This is a genomic window from Streptomyces sp. NPDC001568, assembly GCF_042893755.1.
GTDB lineage: Bacteria > Actinomycetota > Actinomycetes > Streptomycetales > Streptomycetaceae > Streptomyces.
On sequence record NZ_JBIAVF010000042.1, the window covers coordinates 1 to 15,681 of the forward strand.

A 15,681-nucleotide genomic window follows, 5' to 3' on the forward strand; every position below is an offset into this window, starting at 1 on the left:
CCCGCGGAGCGGGGCCCTACGCGCTGCGCGCGTAGGAGAGAAACCGCCTCGCTGTGCTCGACGGGCTCGGCTGCGCCGAGCCGGGCCGGCCCTTCGGTCCGGTGTCCTACGCTTCGCTTCGGACTGGTTCGGGCGCTGCCCGAACGGCCTGCTGCGCAGGCTGGGATGACCCCGTTTCACGGGGTACGGGCCTTCGGCCCGTTGGGTGGCCTCGCTTCGCTCCCCCACCCGGGGTTCTTCCGGCTCCGCCTCCAGAACCAGCCCGCTCCGCGGGCGGCTAGCAGCAGGGCGACCGACTGTTCACCTGCGGGGCCTACTCCTTCAACGCTTCGGCTTCCAGCCGATCCAGCTGCGCCTTGGTCGACTCCTTGCTGCGCAGCAGCTTCCACGTCTCCTTCACGCACTCCCCGAGCGCCGCCAGGCCGAACAGCACGGCCAGCAATCGGAAAGGGAGCCACCAATTCTCGCGAGCGACCCCAGTCGCACACATGAACAGTCCCATGAACAACGGCCCCAGAATCTTCCGCAGCCACAGCTCGACCCCGTCCAACAACTTCCCCACCCCACCCATGAACCCAGCAACCACCCTGGATGCCTGCCCTCATGATCAAGCACCCGCGGTCAGCCGTGATCCATCGGGGCAGACCCAGCACTGCACGCTGAGGAAGACAAGCCGGGGCCCTCAGTGACGCGGGGTCGGCATCCATGGGGCAGGACGAGGGCCCGGAGCCTGAACCACACTGCGGAGCTTCTCCTTCAAGGACCTCGGTGGGGCCTCACTCTCGTCCTGGAGATGCACGAGCCGACCGACGGTCACCCTTATGTGACACCCCCGACCCCGCTGCGCAATGGACACCACCCAGGCCCCATCCCTGGTCAAAAAGGCCCTACGTCCCGGCACATCCCCCGACCTGGCATGCTCCGCAAGCTCCCTCGGCAGGTAATTCCGAGCCGCATCCTCGGCCACCTCTACCGCACGCTCCTCACCACCATCGATGAAGTAACTGCCCGCCACCCTCCACCGAAACATCTCCAGTTCCGTACCCTCGACCCGCCTGGGCTCATGAACGTTCTCCTCGATGAGGACATACCACTCGTCAGTCATGGCCGAAGGCTACGTAGCCACCCCATCGGGCGAACGGTCGGGGCAGGGCGGCAGCAGTGGAGCGCCTCAGGTAGTCCATCCGACTGCCGCCAGGGCGGGTCCCTACGCGCTGCGCGTGTAGGGACGAAACCGCCTCGCTGTACTCGACGGGCTCGGCTACGCCGAGCCAGAGCCGCCCCTTCGGGCCGGTGTCCTGCGCTTCACTACAGAGGGGCCATGTGCGTGGTCAGTGGACTCGCTCTCCAGCTGATCCCGGTTCCGAACAGTCGCAGACCTGTCGATCTTCAGGCACGGGGTGCCAGCGCTTAGGACAGTGGAAAACCGGTGGCCCCGAAGGGGGAACAGTCGGAGGAGGGTTCGTCGGCCATCCCCGAGAAAACGGTCGAACCACATCGAAGATCCGCATCACCCCATACTGCGCTGCCGCGACGAAGAACACCACCGCCACCTGCCGAACAGTCCGCCTACACCGTGCGCGACCGGCTACGAAGTAGGCGACTCCTCGATGTGCCGCTCCAACCTTTCCTTCGCCGGACGTGGATCGCGAGCCAATTTCAACGTGGTTCGAGCGACCTCCACGACAGCGTAGGCACCGACAAGAGCCGAGAAAATCCGGAAGGGAAGCCACCCCTCCTCCAGCGCCGAGACCCCACAGACAGCAACCATCAGCCACGAGAACGCGGTCCTCCGCGCCCACAACTCGATCCCGTCAAACAACTTCCCCACCCCGACCACAAGCCCAGCATCCACCCCGGGTGCCTGACCCATGATCAGACACCCGGCGCCAGCCATCATCCATCGGGGTGAACCCCCAGCACCGCGCGCTGGGGAAGAGGAGCCGGCCCTCCGGGCCGGGGGCCTGCAATTCCGCACGGTTCGGGGACTTCGTTGGGTTGATCCGTATCGCCGGCTCCGTCGCCGTGGCCGGCTGGGCCGGTATTGACTGCATCATATTGATGCAGCATGTACGATTGGCAAAAATGGATGACACGGATCGGCCGCGCAGAGAGGGTTTGGGATGCCTTTCTACGAATATCATCCGGATGAATTGATGCGCCTTTCCGTGGTCAGGCGGGCTTTCGGGCTCCCGTTGAGCGAGGTGAAGGTACAACTCCGGGCCGCCCAGGACCGTGAAGAGCGGGTGCTCGCCGCACCGGAGGAGCCACTCAAGCCGACCGAGCTGAACATGGCCGCGTGCCAGAGACTCGAATGGCACCGGATCGTACGGGTCATGGCGAAGCAGCGGATGGCCGTGTACTCCCCCGACGAGGACCGTCGAGTAGCACGCCGGGAAGAGGGGCGTGCACAGCGCAAGGCCACCGAAGCCCGCTGGAGCGAACAAGCGGATGCCGGACTGCCGGTCGAGGTCCTGCGGCACCGCGTCTACCGGATCACAGCCCGGGCAACCATCGCTCCCGACCGACAAGAAGTAGTGGTCCGCCACATCTTCGCCGCGTCCGGCGGCGCGGCCGTCGAACACGCGCGGAACATTCTCGCCTGGCCCGGCAGCAGATACCAGGAGGGCGAATATCGGATCATCTCCGTCGATCAGGTCCTTCCCGAACCGGGAGAATTTCTTTTGATCCAGCTCCGAGAACACCAGGTCGATCAGAAGTCGGCGTTCCGAAAATGGGTGGGATTTCCCGCAAAGTCGTCCCTGCCCCCGCAGGGAGCCCGGGGCACGATCGTCTCCGCTACCGGCTCGGGCAAAACGATCACGGCCGCAGCGTGCGCGCTGGAGAGCTTCACAGACGGCCGGATCCTCGTCACCGTCCCGACTCTGGACCTCCTCGCACAGACCGCCCAGGCATGGCGGCTGGTGGGCCACCGGGCCCCGATGGTCGCGGTGTGCTCGCTGAAGAACGACGCGGTGCTGAACGAGCTCGGCGTACGCACGACCACGAACCCGATCCAGCTCGCCCTGTGGGCCGGCTCCGGGCCGGTCGTCGTGTTCGCCACGTACGCATCCCTGGTAGACCGCGAGGACATCGACGCACCCGAGGGCCAGCGGAAGGTCCGCGGACCCCTAGAGGCCGCTCTGGCGGGCGGGAAGCGGCTCTACGGCCAGCAGATGACCGGCTTCGACCTCGCCATCGTCGACGAAGCTCACGGAACCGCCGGCGACCTCGGACGCCCGTGGGCCGCGATCCACGACAACGCCCGCATCCCCGCCGACTTCCGGCTCTACCTCACCGCCACCCCACGCATCCTGGCCGCGGCCCGGCCGCAGAAGGGCGCTGGCGGCCAGGAGGCGGAGATCGCGAGCATGGCCGACGACCCGAACGGCACCTACGGTGCGTGGCTGGCCGAGCTGGGGCTGAGCGAGGCGATCGAGCGCGGCATCCTCGCTGGCTTCGAGATCGACGTCCTGGAGATCCGCGACCCCTCCCCCGTCCTCGGAGAGTCCGAGGAAGCACAGCGAGGCCGGCGCCTGGCGCTGCTGCAGACCGCGCTCCTGGAACACGCCGCGGCCTACAACCTCCGTACGGTCATGACCTTCCACCAGAAGGTCGAGGAGGCCGCCGCGTTCGCCGAGAAGCTACCCGAGACCGCTGCCGAGCTGTACATCACCGACGCCACGGGCGCCGACCTCGCGGCCGCGGGCCGGCTGCCGAGATCATCGATCGAGGCCGAGTTCTACGAGCTGGAAGGCGGCCGCCACGTACCCCCGGACCGCGTCTGGTCGGCCTGGCTGTGCGGGGACCACCTCGTCACCGACCGCCGCGAGACCCTGCGCCAGTTCGCCAACGGCATCGATGCCACCGGCCACCGCGTGCACCGGGCCTTCCTCGCGTCCGTGCGGGTCCTGGGCGAGGGCGTCGACATCACCGGCGAGCGGGGCGTGGAGGCGATCTGCTTCGCCGACACACGCGGCTCGCAGGTGGAGATCGTCCAGAACATCGGCCGGGCGCTCCGGCTCAACAAGGACGACACCACGAAGGTCGCCAGGATCATCGTGCCGGTCTTCCTCGAGCCCGGGGAAGACCCGACCGACATGGTGGCCTCCGCGAGCTACCGCCCCCTGGTAGCCGTCCTCCAGGGCCTCCGCAGTCACGACGAGCGCCTGGTCGAGCAGCTCGCCTCCCGCGCCCTCACCAGCGGCAAGCGCAAGACCCACCTGCGCCGCGACGAGGACGGGCAGATCGTCGGCGCCGGCAGCGAGGGCGAGGACCAGGAGGACGGCGCCGACGCGGCGGCCGAGTCGGCGCTGCTCCACTTCTCCTCGCCCCGGGACGCGGCCACGATCGCCGCGTTCCTGCGCACCCGGGTCTACCGCCCCGAGTCCCTGGTGTGGCTGGAGGGCTACCAGGCCCTCATCCGCTGGCGAGCCGAGAACGAGATCACCGGCGTCCACCCCGTCCCGTACGACGTCGAGGTCGAGGTCGGCGTCACGAAGACGTTCCCCCTCGGACGGTGGGTGCACCAGCAGCGCAAGGCCCTGCGGACCGGGGAACTCGAGGACCGGCGCAAGACCCTCCTGGACGCGCCGGAAGCCGGGATGATGTGGGAACCCGGCGAAGAAGCCTGGGAGGCCAAGCTCGCCGCGCTCCACTCCTACCGGCGGGCCACCGGGCACCTCGCGCCCCGACAGGACGCCATGTGGGGCGAAGACGACGCCATGGTGCCCATCGGACAGCACATGGCCAACCTCCGCCGCACAGGCACCAAGAACGGCCTGGGCAAGGACCCCGACCGGGCAGCGGAACGCGCGGCGCAGCTGACCGCGATCGACAAGGACTGGAACTGCCCCTGGCCCCTGGACTGGCAGCGCCACTACCGAATCCTGGCGGACCTGGTCGACGCCGACGGCGTCCTGCCCCACATCGCGCCGGGCGTCGTCTTCGACGGCGACGACGTCGGCCGGTGGCTCCAGCAGCAAAAGCAGCCGGCCAATTGGGCGCGACTGCTGCCCGAGCAGCAGGAGCGACTGACCGCACTGGGCGTGCAGCCCGACCAGAAGCCGTCTCCCGCCCCTTCGGCCAGTCGCGGTGGGAAGGGGCTGAGCAAGGCGCAGCAGGCCTTCCAGCGGGGCCTGGCAGCCCTCACGCAGTACGTCGCGCGGGAAGGCGCCCACCGGCCCGTCCCGAGGGCTCACGGGGAGGAGATCTCGGTCGAGGGCGAGGCGGAGCCGATCGTCGTGAAGCTCGGTGTGTGGGTCTCCAACACCAAGAGTCGGCGCGACAAGCTCACCGCCGACCAGCTCGACTCGCTGCGCGAGATCGGCATGAAGTGGGCCTGATGCTCTATGCACGGAGCCGTCCAGTACCGATTCTGGCCCCCGTTCGAGAACGCCAGACTGATCATCTGCCCTAGAGTTCCGAGGGTATGAACGTGCTTGCACGTGTGGCCTGGGCATGGACAAGGAGTGAGCGATTGAGCAGGGGGGCTTCCTCTATCGGCACCGGTGGTGGCGGCACCATCTATGAGTATCGAGTCGCGGCTCTGGATCTAGTCTCCCTGCTGTGCGGCGTGGCTGTGCCCGGCCTAGAAGTGGCGCCGAATGAGCTCCGCCTTCAGCAAGGCAGCGAGTTTCCTCTAGATGACATCGTCGCTCTTAGTCGCCAAAGTTCCTTCCAGTTGGTAGTGGAACGACAGGTAAAACGTACTTTGGAAATTGCTCCTAGCAGTGAGCCGTGGCGAAAGACGATGCGACAGTGCTTGCAGAGTCTTGAGTCCTTCGGAGATGAGATCGATTCTGGTCGGCACCGGCTTGGCATAACTGCATCCGGCCCCCACAAAGGTCTGGAGCTGCTGCAGAGTCTGGCTGCGTACGCAGCCGCACAGAACAGCTTGGACGGCCTATTGCGCCAACTTCCGAACGTGGGTCAAGATCACCATCGCTTGTGGAAGTACCTCGTGGACACGATTAGCGATCTTCTCCCCGAAGGCGGCGTTGTAACCCCTGGAAGGGAGTCGGCGGAGCTGAGCGCCTTTCGGATCGCACGATGCCTGGTCGTGGAAATCGAGCCCGCCGAGCAGATGAGTCCGCGATATCCGTACCTCTGCTCCCTGCTAGAAGATCGGGTACTGCAGACGGGGGCCAAGCACGATTCTGCTGCGGTGTATCGGATGGTAGAGGAGCTGGCGCAGGAATGGGGGCCGAGGGCCGGTGCTGTGGACGCCGCCATGCTGCGGGGTCGATTGCAGGCTCGGGGTGTCGCGCTGCGCGGCGATCCGTCGTCCCGAGGTCGGGTTGCTTCTCACCGGGTACGTGCGGTGAAGAATTTGGAGCCGTCCGATGCCTTGCGCTTGGAGGTTCACCCCTCTTTCGATGCGGAGATCCACTCTGGCGCTCTTACTCTTCCTACCTACATCGATCGTCCAGCCAGCTTGGATGACGAACTACGACGCCAGGTGGCTGGAGCGGCTAACGGCAGCCGGATGGTGATGGTCGTTGGTGGCTCGTCAACGGGCAAGACCCGGTCCTGCTGGGAAGCGGTTCGGGCCGAACTCCCAGACTGGCGTATTGTGCATCCGCTGACCCCTGAAAGGCCTGCGGCTCTGATGTCTGCCTTGCAGGAAGGGGCCCTAGAGCCACGAACTGTGCTTTGGCTGAATGAAGCGAATCTCTACCTATTGGTCAAAGACTACGCGGCACAGGCGTCGGCCAGCTTGCAAGCCCTGTTGACAGACCCTCAGCGTGGGCCCGTTCTTGTTCTGGGCACCATATGGCCGGACTTCTGGGACAAGCTGACGGAGCATACATTCGAAGGCTGCGACATGGAAACGGGGATGGGGGCGGTGCATCACCTTGCTGACCTGGCGGTAACGGTCAGGATGCCTACCACCTTCACCTCGCGGGACCTAGCGCGTTCCGCTTCGGTGATTGACTCCGATGCACGCCTACAACTGGCTCGCAGCCGTGCCGTCAGTGGTCGCATCACTCAGTTTCTGGCCGGAGCTCCGATTCTCTGGAGTCGTTACGAGCAGTCCACCGGTGCTGCCCGGGCCATTCTTCACGCTGCCATGGACGCACGCCGCTGCGGACACGGTCCGCTTCTCTCCGAGGACTTCCTCCGCGTAGCCGCCGAGGGCTACATCGACGATGCCACGTGGCATGCCTTGGATGAGGACTGGTTCGATGTCCACCTGGCCAAGCTGCTCAAGCCGATCCGCCAACTGCCAGGACCGTTGTCCCGGTTCCGGCCTCGTCCCGATGAGCAGAATCCCGTAAGTCGCCTGTACCAGCTGGCCGACTACCTCCACGAGAGAAGCCGGGCGACGCGCGAGAAGGAAGACCCTGCCCCCTCCCTGTGGGCAGCGGCGTCGGCACACTCTCATACGGACACTGACGTGCGAGAACTTGCCCAAGCGGCCCGACGTATGGGAGCCGTGAGTTGTGAGCTGCTCTATCTGAAGTCAGCGGCGCGCGGAGACGTAGATGTGCTGCAATGGTTTATCCGTCGCCTGATGAAACTCAGCCGGTTCGAGCGGGCAGAGGAGCTCATCGAGAAGTATTGCCTCGACGGCCTGCTCCTGGGTGAGCTTTCCGCAGCTATGGGACTCGCCGGGCGCTTCAAAGACGCCGAGCGCCTGGCCCGTAGGGCATACGGTGTCAGCCGCGATCGCAACGGCGCTCGCAATCTGGCCCACAAATTGTTGGCGCTCGGGATGCATCGCCCGGCCGAACGGATCTACTCATGGCTTGTTGAGACCGGAGATCCAGTGGCTGCGCGGTGGCTCACCAAGCACCATGAGGCCCGAGGCGAAGGGGCCACCGCCGAACGCCTTGCGCGGACAGCCCTCGCTCAATACGGAGATCCGTCCGCCGCCCTCCTGCTGGCTCAGCTTCGGGTCACTGCCGGGGAACTCGACGATGCGGACCGGCTGTGCCGCATCGCCGCTAGTCACGGCCATGCCGACGTCCTTGTCGCATCTGCACGCGAGCGATTGAACCATCGCGACTTCGCCACCGCCCTGTGCCTCTACCGCGCGGCCGCCACCGAAAACCATCCGAAGGCTCTGGAATGGATGTCGTGGCGCTGCGAGGGGCAGGGTCATCACCAGAGCGCCGAGGACCTCGCGCACGCTGCCGCGGCAGCTGGCAACAGCCACGCTTTGCACGGCCTCGCCCACCTACGATTCTTCCATGGCCGTCGTCACGACGCTGAGCGCTTGAACCGAGCCGCCGCACAGGTGGGATCGGAATTGGCCCGGCAATGGCTCATCCGCAGCGGCATATCCACGTCGTAGCCGGACGGCGCTGCACCATTGACCAGGCTGCATGATGGGGACCGCTCGACTTGCCGCTGCTGCCAAAGCCCCGACCCTTCCTCATCCACCGCAGGGTGCGATCTCTCGATTCGTGTCAGTGCCACTGCACGAAACCCGCCTCGTGACAGTGGATCGCCCCAATCTCTCGCATCCAGGACAGTGGGCCCCACCCCGAAAAACAGCGCTGCCCTGCGCCAACACACAAACCCTCGCTGTCTCTCACTCCACTGGAACGAAGGCGAGAGATCGCAGTCAGCGGAGTGGAGGCTCCGGGGTGTCGTGACCCCAGGAGCCTTCGCCTTGTTCTCCGCCGTCGCTCAGGGTGCTTCAACGAAGGGGAGGCCGACAGCGGCGAGCTTCGTCTGAAGGTTGATGTCGTTGCTGGCAACGTAAACGGCGGAGCCTGGGTGCCTGGATTGCAACAGCAGGGTGGAAGCCACCAGGCGGTCGTCCGGCACATCAAGGTCGAGCCAGTTCGGCAGGCCGTCGCCCTTGGGCTCAATGTGCTCGAACATGGCGTGGACGTCTCCAGCAACACGGACCCCGAGGCGCATGTCGCCGTTGGTGCGCATCCCTTTCAGGCGGCGGTCTGCTTTCTTAGCGGCCTCCCGGAGCTCAGGGTTGCGGCCGGCGCGCTTGGTGTCGTCCAGTTCTCGGAGGACGACGGGCATCACGTGGACCATGTACCGCTTTCCCAGCAGCGACATGAAGGCCGTGACGTCGGGATCATCTAGCAGCACGTTGGTGTCCACGACCAGCCGTACCGCCCAAGGGTCAGCAGGCAGGAGGTCGCCGAGCTCTTGGAGCGTGGCCATCGCCTCCCGCACACGCTCGGTGGCCCTCTCGATGGTCGAGGGGATGCCCCTATCACGCGCGCGTTCCAGCCAGCGCAGCAACAGCCCGAGGTTGTCATCCAGGCGCCTCGTCACCTCTGGCGTCGGGTGGGGGAACAGGAGCCGGAGCAGCGGCTCCCACTGCCGTAGGCGCCCCAGCAGCTCCATCCGGCGGGCTTCGAGTTCAGGGCTGCTGGGAACCCAGCCCCATTGCGCGGCCCCGATGAACATGACGTGGCTGCTGCCGCGGTTGGGGTCGATGTTGCGAATCCGGGAATCGGCGAGGATGCGTACGTAGTCCTCGCCGATCGACTCCAGGTCTGACCGCAAACGGGCCAGATACGTGGGCGGAGTGGGTTGCATGGGGGCCATCTGCCGATGATGCCGTCCTCCACCGACAGCGGTCTGCCTGATGACGCGATTGCCCCTCTGAACCGGGGAAGAGGACACCGCACAGGATCCACTACAACGGTCCCTCGATCGTCTCGCCCCATCGACCGGCGAACTCCTCCAGGATCCGGCGCTGCTGTTCCTCCCGGGCGATCTGCCGCGCGAGGACGTCGCGGTCGATGCACGGGGCGACGGAGGCCAGGACCAGGCGCTGGAGTTCCTCCGGCTCCAGCGCCTCCACCCCCAAACTGGACGCTCGATGTCGAAGCCATAGCGGCGGGCGAAGGCCGACCACCGACCAGGGCGCGCGCCCCTCTGCGTCCACTGCGAACCCGGTACCAGTTGGAGGGGCAGAACCGACGCAGGCGGCCCGCCCGGGGTCAAAGTGAGCATCGTGCGCGGCCCGGAGAGGCAGAGCCCGAGCTGGGGCCCAGCGGTGGACACCGGGCGTGCATGGGGCCCGCAGTAGGTGGTGCCGCGTAGGTGGGCCGGGGGCCGGTTGGAGGGAGACGAGGCCGGTAGGTGTCTGGACCGCCCGGGCGGGGACTGCTTCGCTGGGGGTGGTGTGCAATTTCCCGCAAACAGCGTGATGCAGGAGGCGGTCATGGCCTTACGGTTTTGGGGCAAGGACCCTGACAGCGACACCGGGCAGTGCCCGTCAGTGTGGGTCGACCAGAGCACCGGAGACGTCCTCGTGCAGGGCTGGAAGGCTACGGGGAGGGAGAGGGCCGAGTGCCTGGAGAGCGGGGACATCCCCGACAGCGAGGCGGTCGTACGCATCCCGGCCGCGATGACCGAGATCCTGAGGAAGGCGTGTGATGACGCAGACCGACGTCGTGCCGGGCTTTGACGACCTCCTCGACGGCGCCGGCGTATCCGCTGTCCATCTTGAGATGAGGGACGACTACGGGGTGCCCGCCGAGTCCCCGGGGTTCGCGAAGTGGTTGGAGACCGGGGAACGGGAGGTGGATCCGGCGTCGGAATACTGGCGGTTCTGGGTCGAGCTGGTGCGCCGTACCGTCGCCAGGGGCGTGGTCGTGCGGCGGGCCCGGATCGTCTCCGAGCCGCTGTCGGACTACGCCCGCTACGGGCTGGCCGGAGCGGAAGTCAACGTTCTGGCGGGCGAGGAGATCCGGTACCTGCCGCGGCGCCGCGCCTCCGACATCGCGCTGCCCGGAAACGACTTCTGGCTCATCGACGGCCGCCTCGTCCGCTGGAACCACTTCTCCGGCAACGGCGCCCCGGCGGGCGGGGAGATGTGCGACGACCCCACCACGGCCGCGCTGTGCGCGTCCGCGTTCGGCGCGGTGTGGGATCGGGCCGTGCCGCTGGCCGACTACAAGTCCTGACCTGACGGCCCGCCCGGTGTCCTCGCCCCTGTCCAGTGCTCAGGAAGCACGTGCCGCGCTCGCCCTGCGGCTGCGACACCTGCGCCTGGACGCGGGCCTGGCCGGCGGGGAGCTCTCCGCCCAATGTGGTTGGGACGGTGCGAAGACCTCGCGGATCGAGCACAGCAGGGCCGCGCCGTCCGATGCCGACATCCGCGCCTGGTGCGCGGCGTGCGGGGCCGAGGACCAGGAGGCGGACCTCATCGCCGCCGCGCGGAGCGCGAACTCCATGTACGTGGAGTGGAAACGCCTCAACCGGGCCGGATTGACCCGCCTGCAGAACGAGATCGTGCCGCTGATCGACCGCACCCGGGCCTTCCGCGTCTACTGCTCGCATGTCGTACCCGGCCTTCTCCAGACCCACGGGTACGCCGCTGCCGTCATCGCCGCCTACGGCGCCTTCCACGCCGCCCCCGACACCGACGCCGACTCCGCCGCACGCGCCCGCCTGGCCCGCTCCCGCGTCCTGACCCAACGCGGCCGCACCTTCGCGTTCCTCCTGGAGGAGTCCGTGCTGCTGCCCGGGGTCGCGGACAAGGAGACCACCGCCGCCCAGCTCGACCGCCTGCTGGAGGTGTTCGCGCTGCCGCAGGTGTCGTTGGGCATCGTCCCGGCCGGAGCAGCCCGGCCGCTGTGGTCCATGGAGTCCTTCACCCTCTACGACACCGCCCAGGTCGGCATCGAGCTGCTGTCGGCCCGCGTGAGCATCACCGCGCCCGGCGAGATCGCCGTGTACGAGCGGGCCTTCGCGCAGTTGTCCGCCGTGGCCCTCCACGGCCGGGCGGCCCGCACCCGGATCGAACACATCCGTACGGCACAGGGTTAGTCGTCCGCAAAAACCTGCAAAACCGTTGAGGTCCCCGGTCAGGACTCCTAGCGTCGTTGAGGCCGGGACAACCGGCTCCGCAGCCCTGGGAGGCCCTGATGTGCGCACCCCCACACACGCCCGCCCACACCCTTAAGGCGTGCGAGCAGCCCGCCTATGGTGTCCCCTCCTCGTCCTTGCTGGAGCGTGCCGACGCGGGCCTGGAGCGGTTCCTCGCCCAGTACCCGGAGTTCGACGTCCCCCCGCCCGACCACGCGGGCACGGCATGAGCTCGCTGCCCACCCTGCAGACCCACGCGCCCTTGAACGTCGGGGCCAACGTCACCGGCACACCCACGTGGAGCGCCAGGACCGCGGGCGGGAGCTGCCGGCCGAGTTCACCGGGGTCATCGCCCAGATCGGCTCCGGCTGGGACGATGTCGACGCGGACACGGCCTATGTGTGGGTGCGGCTGAAGTCCGGCCGGGAGGTCAAGGCACTGATACGGGACGTCGAGCACACAAGATGAACCCTCACACCGCGGCTGGAGCAGCATCCAACACCCGGGTGCCGCTCGTGGCAGAACCCGGACGGCGGGACACCACGGGCGCCGTCCGGATCCTGCGTGCGGGACGCGCGCAATCACCGGCTTCCACCCGCACCGTCCCACGCCGCCCCACCGTCGAGCCGGACGTGGCGGACGGATGACAACCAAGGACCTGCGATCCCTGGGGCCCTGGTGTTCGGACCCGGCACCCCTGCCGTCAACAGCCTGCGGGCACCACGTGACGCTCAGGCGGATGCCGAGGCGGGCCCGTCGCTCGTCCGCGATGACCCTGCGGCGCGCGCTCACGGGCCGGTGCCCGCGTCGGTGCGGGCTCGTGGGAAGTCGAGGGTGGGGTTGGGGGTCATGATGCGGCGCAGGATGGCTTCGACCTCGTCGCGGGTGGGTGGCCGGCTGTTTGCCAGGCCGCGCAGAGTGATGCCGTTGGTCGCGGCGGCTACGGCGGCAGCGGCGGTGACGGGGTCGGTGTAGCGGGAGCAGGCCCGGATGTTGAGTTCGGTGTAGCGGTCGGCGACGGAACTTCGTCATTCAGCAGCGGGTCGGTATCAGGAGCGTGCCGGCGACGCGCCGGCGTACGGCGCGTGCAGCGGGCGGCGGCTGGCCTGGCCGGCGGTGTCACGGGGTCGGGAGCCAGCACGGGCCCGCTCCCCCGCGCCGCCCATTGCAGCCCTCACCAGTGGGCGCGGTCGTCCCAGGGCCGGAAGTCCGCGAACTCGACAGGGTCGTCGTCCTCGTCCAGGGCGGCGAGCCCATGCGTGACCAGCGTGCCGCGTTGCCAGTCGAGGAGGGTGTCGATCAGGCCGCCCTGGAGTGGCGGTCCCTGGTTCGCGTGGCGGGGCCAGACGATCAGCGGCCATGTGTCGGGGTCTCCGCCCTCGGTGAGCCAGCCGAGGTAGTCGCCGTCGATGGAGTTGGCAAAGGGCAGGAAGCCGCCGGGCTCGGGCCAGATGGCCAGGGGGTACCGGCCCGCGTTGCCGTCCTTGAGCTGCCGGTAGGCGTCCGCCACGTCCTCGACGTGCGTGAGGAAGCGTCGCTCGCCGGCCCGGAGCGGAGTGTGCAAACGCAGCCACCCACTCCAGACGCCGGCGCCGTACACGTCCATCAGCCGCACGTACTCCCCGGGCAGCCGTGTGCCCAGCTCGGCGAACAGCCCCGCCCAGGAGCCGTTGCCCAGGTACGGCCGCTCCGGTGGCGGCGACAGCAGCCGCAGTGCGTTGAGCCCGGTCCCCGTCTCCAGCGCGATGAGGTGCTCGGCCTCGGTGAGCCGAGGGGTGACAGGCGTGGGCGGGGTCCACGTCTCGGCATCGGGAAGGAAGGCGGTCCGCGCGACCGTGCCCGGCAGCGGGCCCAACAGCGGGCCGGGAGGCGAAGGGAGCTCCCAGGCGTCGCGGACGGTGTACCGCAGATAGTCGGTGAGCGTCAGGTCGTACCGGTGCCACCGGAGCAGGCCACTGCCAGGCACCGCCCCCGAGTGCCGTACCACCACGGTCCACTTGTCGGGGTCGACGGAGGCTGCGGTGTCCCAGAACAATACGTCGCCGCCCCGCGTGCAGCCCCAGGCCAACAGGCCGCCGGGCTCGGGGTGCAACAGGGGCCGCTCGGCCTCGGGCAGCGCCCGCGCCTCGATCCGCGCCTGCCGGTGCGTCGCGCGCAGCCACTCGCCGTAGTCGAAGCGGTCCCTCTGGACGCACGGCACGTGGACCCACACGTACTCACCGAAGTCCAGCGGCCCGTACCGGTCGGCAAGCTGCCTGTAGTCGGTAGGCAGCCGCATTCCGAGCCAGTCCTCGACGGCCGCCCAGTCGATGGGTACGGAGGAGGGCGGGCGCCCGGTGGAAGGGATGGCAAACGTGCTTATGTCCGATGTCAATTGACGCCCCTCCACGTGCCATGTATTCGGCAGATTGTTCCGTCTCCACGGACCAGGAGGAAATCGGCGGCGGCAGGCACGACCTTTTCGCAAGGCCGCCCGGGCCCCGGCCCTCCCGATGAGCGGCTACGGTCGGGACGCTCAGGGCGCGGTGGGAACCGCCACGTCGAGGCCGCGGGCAGCGACGAGCTGTGCACTACCGTCGGCGGGCCGGTAGGGCAGCCCCCACACCAGGCGGCCGTCCGAAGCGGTCGGGCGCCCGGCGGCGGGAGCCGACCAGCCGGCAACCGTGACCATCACGGCCCCGGTGCGTGAAACCGTGCGGCTGGTGTCCCCCACCCCGCATCCCCCGCACGGCCTCCCGGCGGCGGGGCCCTGCCCGGACACCCACCGCCGGATCTCACACCCCCCCGGCGTCGCCCGGTCAGGCCCCGACGCTGCCCCGAATCTCTGCTTTCGGGCCGGTCACTTCTCTCGACCATCCCAATGTCTGCATAGCCGGGTCAACGATCCGTCGTCTCGGCAAGCTCGTGCAGGAAGTCCTCCAAGGCGCGGGTGAAGGCTTCCGGGGCCTCCATGGTCGTGTAGTGGGCGACGCCGTCGAGGGTGACGGTGCGGCCGTTCGGAACGGCGCGGATCAGGGCGTCGGCGGTCGCCACCGTGCCGGGGGCGTCGAGGGCACCGTTGATGGCGAGGACCGGGAGGGCGAGCTCGTTCTTCGCGCGCTCCGCCACATCGGCGACCGCGACGGTGAGGTCCTGTTCGTCGGGAGTGTGCTTCATGAGCGTGCGCAGCGCCATCTCCTTTACTTGGCGCACGGTTTCGGGGTTGACGTCGTCGAGGGTGCGGTGGGGGCCGGGGACCCATTGGGCGAAGGCGTCGAGCCAGCCGGGGATGTCTCCGCTCGCGAGGGCGGCGGACTGGGCCTGGCCGACCGCGGTGGACCAGGGGTCCGTGAGGTCGGGTTCGCCGATGCCGCGGCCGCTGACAACCAGGGCGCGGACCAGTTCGGGGTGCTCCAGCGCGGTGTCGATGGCGGTCAGGGCGCCCATCGAGATGCCTACCAGGACCACCGGTTCGGCAAGGTCGAGGTGGCGCAGGAGGGCAGCGAGGTCGTCGGTCTGGCGGAACGGCTCGGTTGCGTTGGCGGAGTAGCCGTGGCCGCGGGCGTCCGGGGCGATGACCCGGTGGTGCCGGGACAGTTCGGGGATCAGGTTGTCGAACTGGGTGTGGTCGGTGAAGCCGGTGTGGAGCAGCACCAGGGGGTGGGCGTCGCGGGGGCCTGCGTCGCGGTAGGCGAGCGGGCCGTCCGCGGACTCGAAGGTCTCGACGGTTTCGGGGTCGTCGGAGAGTCGTGTGCGGGGTGCGGTCGCGTTCTCGGTCATGACAACCAAGGTGTCATGTTTTTGGGATCATGACAACCAAGGTGTCATGATGATGGTGTGAACGAGACCCCGGCAGGCCGACCGCTTTCCCCCGACGAACTGCCCGAGCGGCTGATGGAGGTGTTC

13 protein-coding genes are annotated in these 15,681 nt (G+C 68.1%); 6 read left to right on the forward strand and 7 right to left on the reverse strand.

Features of this window, described 5'->3' with window-relative positions:
* Window positions 1-313 precede the first annotated feature (313 nt).
* Both ACFY0I_RS39585 and ACFY0I_RS39590 read right to left on the reverse strand, forming a co-directional pair.
* On the reverse strand, window positions 314-490 hold the full coding sequence (locus ACFY0I_RS39585) for a hypothetical protein (RefSeq protein WP_388904658.1): 177 nt from the start codon (window positions 488-490) through the stop codon (window positions 314-316).
* 192 nt (window positions 491-682) lie between these two features.
* Window positions 683-1,105 (reverse strand): hypothetical protein, encoded by a 423-nt coding sequence (locus ACFY0I_RS39590; RefSeq protein WP_388904659.1) that lies wholly within the window; start codon window positions 1,103-1,105, stop codon window positions 683-685.
* 1,579 nt (window positions 1,106-2,684) lie between these two features.
* On the opposite strand from ACFY0I_RS39590, the gene ACFY0I_RS39595 reads away from it, so the two are divergent.
* Window positions 2,685-5,345, forward strand: a complete 2,661-nt coding sequence (locus ACFY0I_RS39595) for a Helicase associated domain protein (protein WP_388904673.1) — start codon at window positions 2,685-2,687, stop codon at window positions 5,343-5,345.
* An 86-nt stretch (window positions 5,346-5,431) separates the two neighbouring features.
* Window positions 5,432-8,299, forward strand: a complete 2,868-nt coding sequence (locus tag ACFY0I_RS39600) for a tetratricopeptide repeat protein (RefSeq protein ID WP_388904661.1) — start codon at window positions 5,432-5,434, stop codon at window positions 8,297-8,299.
* Window positions 8,300-8,637: 338 nt separating this feature from the next.
* Here the strand turns inward: ACFY0I_RS39600 and ACFY0I_RS39605 are convergent, their stop codons facing one another.
* Both ACFY0I_RS39605 and ACFY0I_RS39610 read right to left on the reverse strand, forming a co-directional pair.
* Window positions 8,638-9,525 (reverse strand): PIN domain-containing protein, encoded by an 888-nt coding sequence (locus ACFY0I_RS39605; RefSeq protein WP_388904662.1) that lies wholly within the window; start codon window positions 9,523-9,525, stop codon window positions 8,638-8,640.
* Between the two features lie 91 nt (window positions 9,526-9,616).
* Window positions 9,617-9,784 carry a hypothetical protein gene (locus tag ACFY0I_RS39610; protein ID WP_388904664.1) on the reverse strand — a complete coding sequence of 56 codons (168 nt, stop codon included), beginning with the start codon at window positions 9,782-9,784 and terminating at the stop codon, window positions 9,617-9,619.
* A 577-nt stretch (window positions 9,785-10,361) separates the two neighbouring features.
* Between ACFY0I_RS39610 and ACFY0I_RS39615 the strand changes: the two genes are divergently transcribed.
* From ACFY0I_RS39615 to ACFY0I_RS39630, 4 genes are all read left to right on the forward strand, one after another.
* Window positions 10,362-10,892, forward strand: a complete 531-nt coding sequence (locus ACFY0I_RS39615; RefSeq protein WP_388904665.1) for a DUF6879 family protein — start codon at window positions 10,362-10,364, stop codon at window positions 10,890-10,892.
* Between the two features lie 16 nt (window positions 10,893-10,908).
* Complete coding sequence (locus ACFY0I_RS39620) at window positions 10,909-11,757, forward strand: Scr1 family TA system antitoxin-like transcriptional regulator (protein WP_388904666.1); 849 nt, start codon at window positions 10,909-10,911, stop codon at window positions 11,755-11,757.
* A gap of 98 nt (window positions 11,758-11,855) precedes the next feature.
* On the forward strand, window positions 11,856-12,026 hold the full coding sequence (locus ACFY0I_RS39625; protein ID WP_388904667.1) for a hypothetical protein: 171 nt from the start codon (window positions 11,856-11,858) through the stop codon (window positions 12,024-12,026).
* Between the two features lie 67 nt (window positions 12,027-12,093).
* The gene (locus tag ACFY0I_RS39630) at window positions 12,094-12,264 is read left to right on the forward strand and encodes a hypothetical protein (protein WP_388904668.1); all 171 of its coding nucleotides are present in this window, start codon (window positions 12,094-12,096) and stop codon (window positions 12,262-12,264) included.
* A 706-nt stretch (window positions 12,265-12,970) separates the two neighbouring features.
* Here the strand turns inward: ACFY0I_RS39630 and ACFY0I_RS39635 are convergent.
* The 3 genes from ACFY0I_RS39635 to ACFY0I_RS39645 all read right to left on the reverse strand — a co-directional run bounded on the left by ACFY0I_RS39635 (window position 12,971) and on the right by ACFY0I_RS39645 (window position 15,555).
* Window positions 12,971-14,074, reverse strand: a complete 1,104-nt coding sequence (locus ACFY0I_RS39635; RefSeq protein ID WP_388904669.1) for a hypothetical protein — start codon at window positions 14,072-14,074, stop codon at window positions 12,971-12,973.
* Between the two features lie 237 nt (window positions 14,075-14,311).
* The gene (locus tag ACFY0I_RS39640) at window positions 14,312-14,509 is read right to left on the reverse strand and encodes a hypothetical protein (RefSeq protein WP_388904670.1); all 198 of its coding nucleotides are present in this window, start codon (window positions 14,507-14,509) and stop codon (window positions 14,312-14,314) included.
* Window positions 14,510-14,673: 164 nt separating this feature from the next.
* The gene (locus ACFY0I_RS39645; protein ID WP_388904671.1) at window positions 14,674-15,555 is read right to left on the reverse strand and encodes an alpha/beta fold hydrolase; all 882 of its coding nucleotides are present in this window, start codon (window positions 15,553-15,555) and stop codon (window positions 14,674-14,676) included.
* Window positions 15,556-15,681: the final 126 nt, after the last annotated feature.

Bases quoted from the DNA above. Each gene is read 5' to 3' on its own strand.
- ACFY0I_RS39605 (WP_388904662.1), bottom strand. From the start codon at position 9,525: ATGGCCCCCATGCAACCCACTCCGCCCACGTATCTGGCCCGTTTGCGG.
- ACFY0I_RS39585 (WP_388904658.1), bottom strand. From the start codon at position 490: ATGTGTGCGACTGGGGTCGCTCGCGAGAATTGGTGGCTCCCTTTCCGA.
- ACFY0I_RS39625 (WP_388904667.1), top strand. From the start codon at position 11,856: ATGTGCGCACCCCCACACACGCCCGCCCACACCCTTAAGGCGTGCGAG.
- ACFY0I_RS39635 (WP_388904669.1), bottom strand. From the start codon at position 14,074: ATGCGGCTGCCTACCGACTACAGGCAGCTTGCCGACCGGTACGGGCCG.
- ACFY0I_RS39615 (WP_388904665.1), top strand. From the start codon at position 10,362: ATGACGCAGACCGACGTCGTGCCGGGCTTTGACGACCTCCTCGACGGC.
- ACFY0I_RS39590 (WP_388904659.1), bottom strand. From the start codon at position 1,105: ATGACTGACGAGTGGTATGTCCTCATCGAGGAGAACGTTCATGAGCCC.
- ACFY0I_RS39600 (WP_388904661.1), top strand. From the start codon at position 5,432: ATGAACGTGCTTGCACGTGTGGCCTGGGCATGGACAAGGAGTGAGCGA.
- ACFY0I_RS39645 (WP_388904671.1), bottom strand. From the start codon at position 15,555: ATGACCGAGAACGCGACCGCACCCCGCACACGACTCTCCGACGACCCC.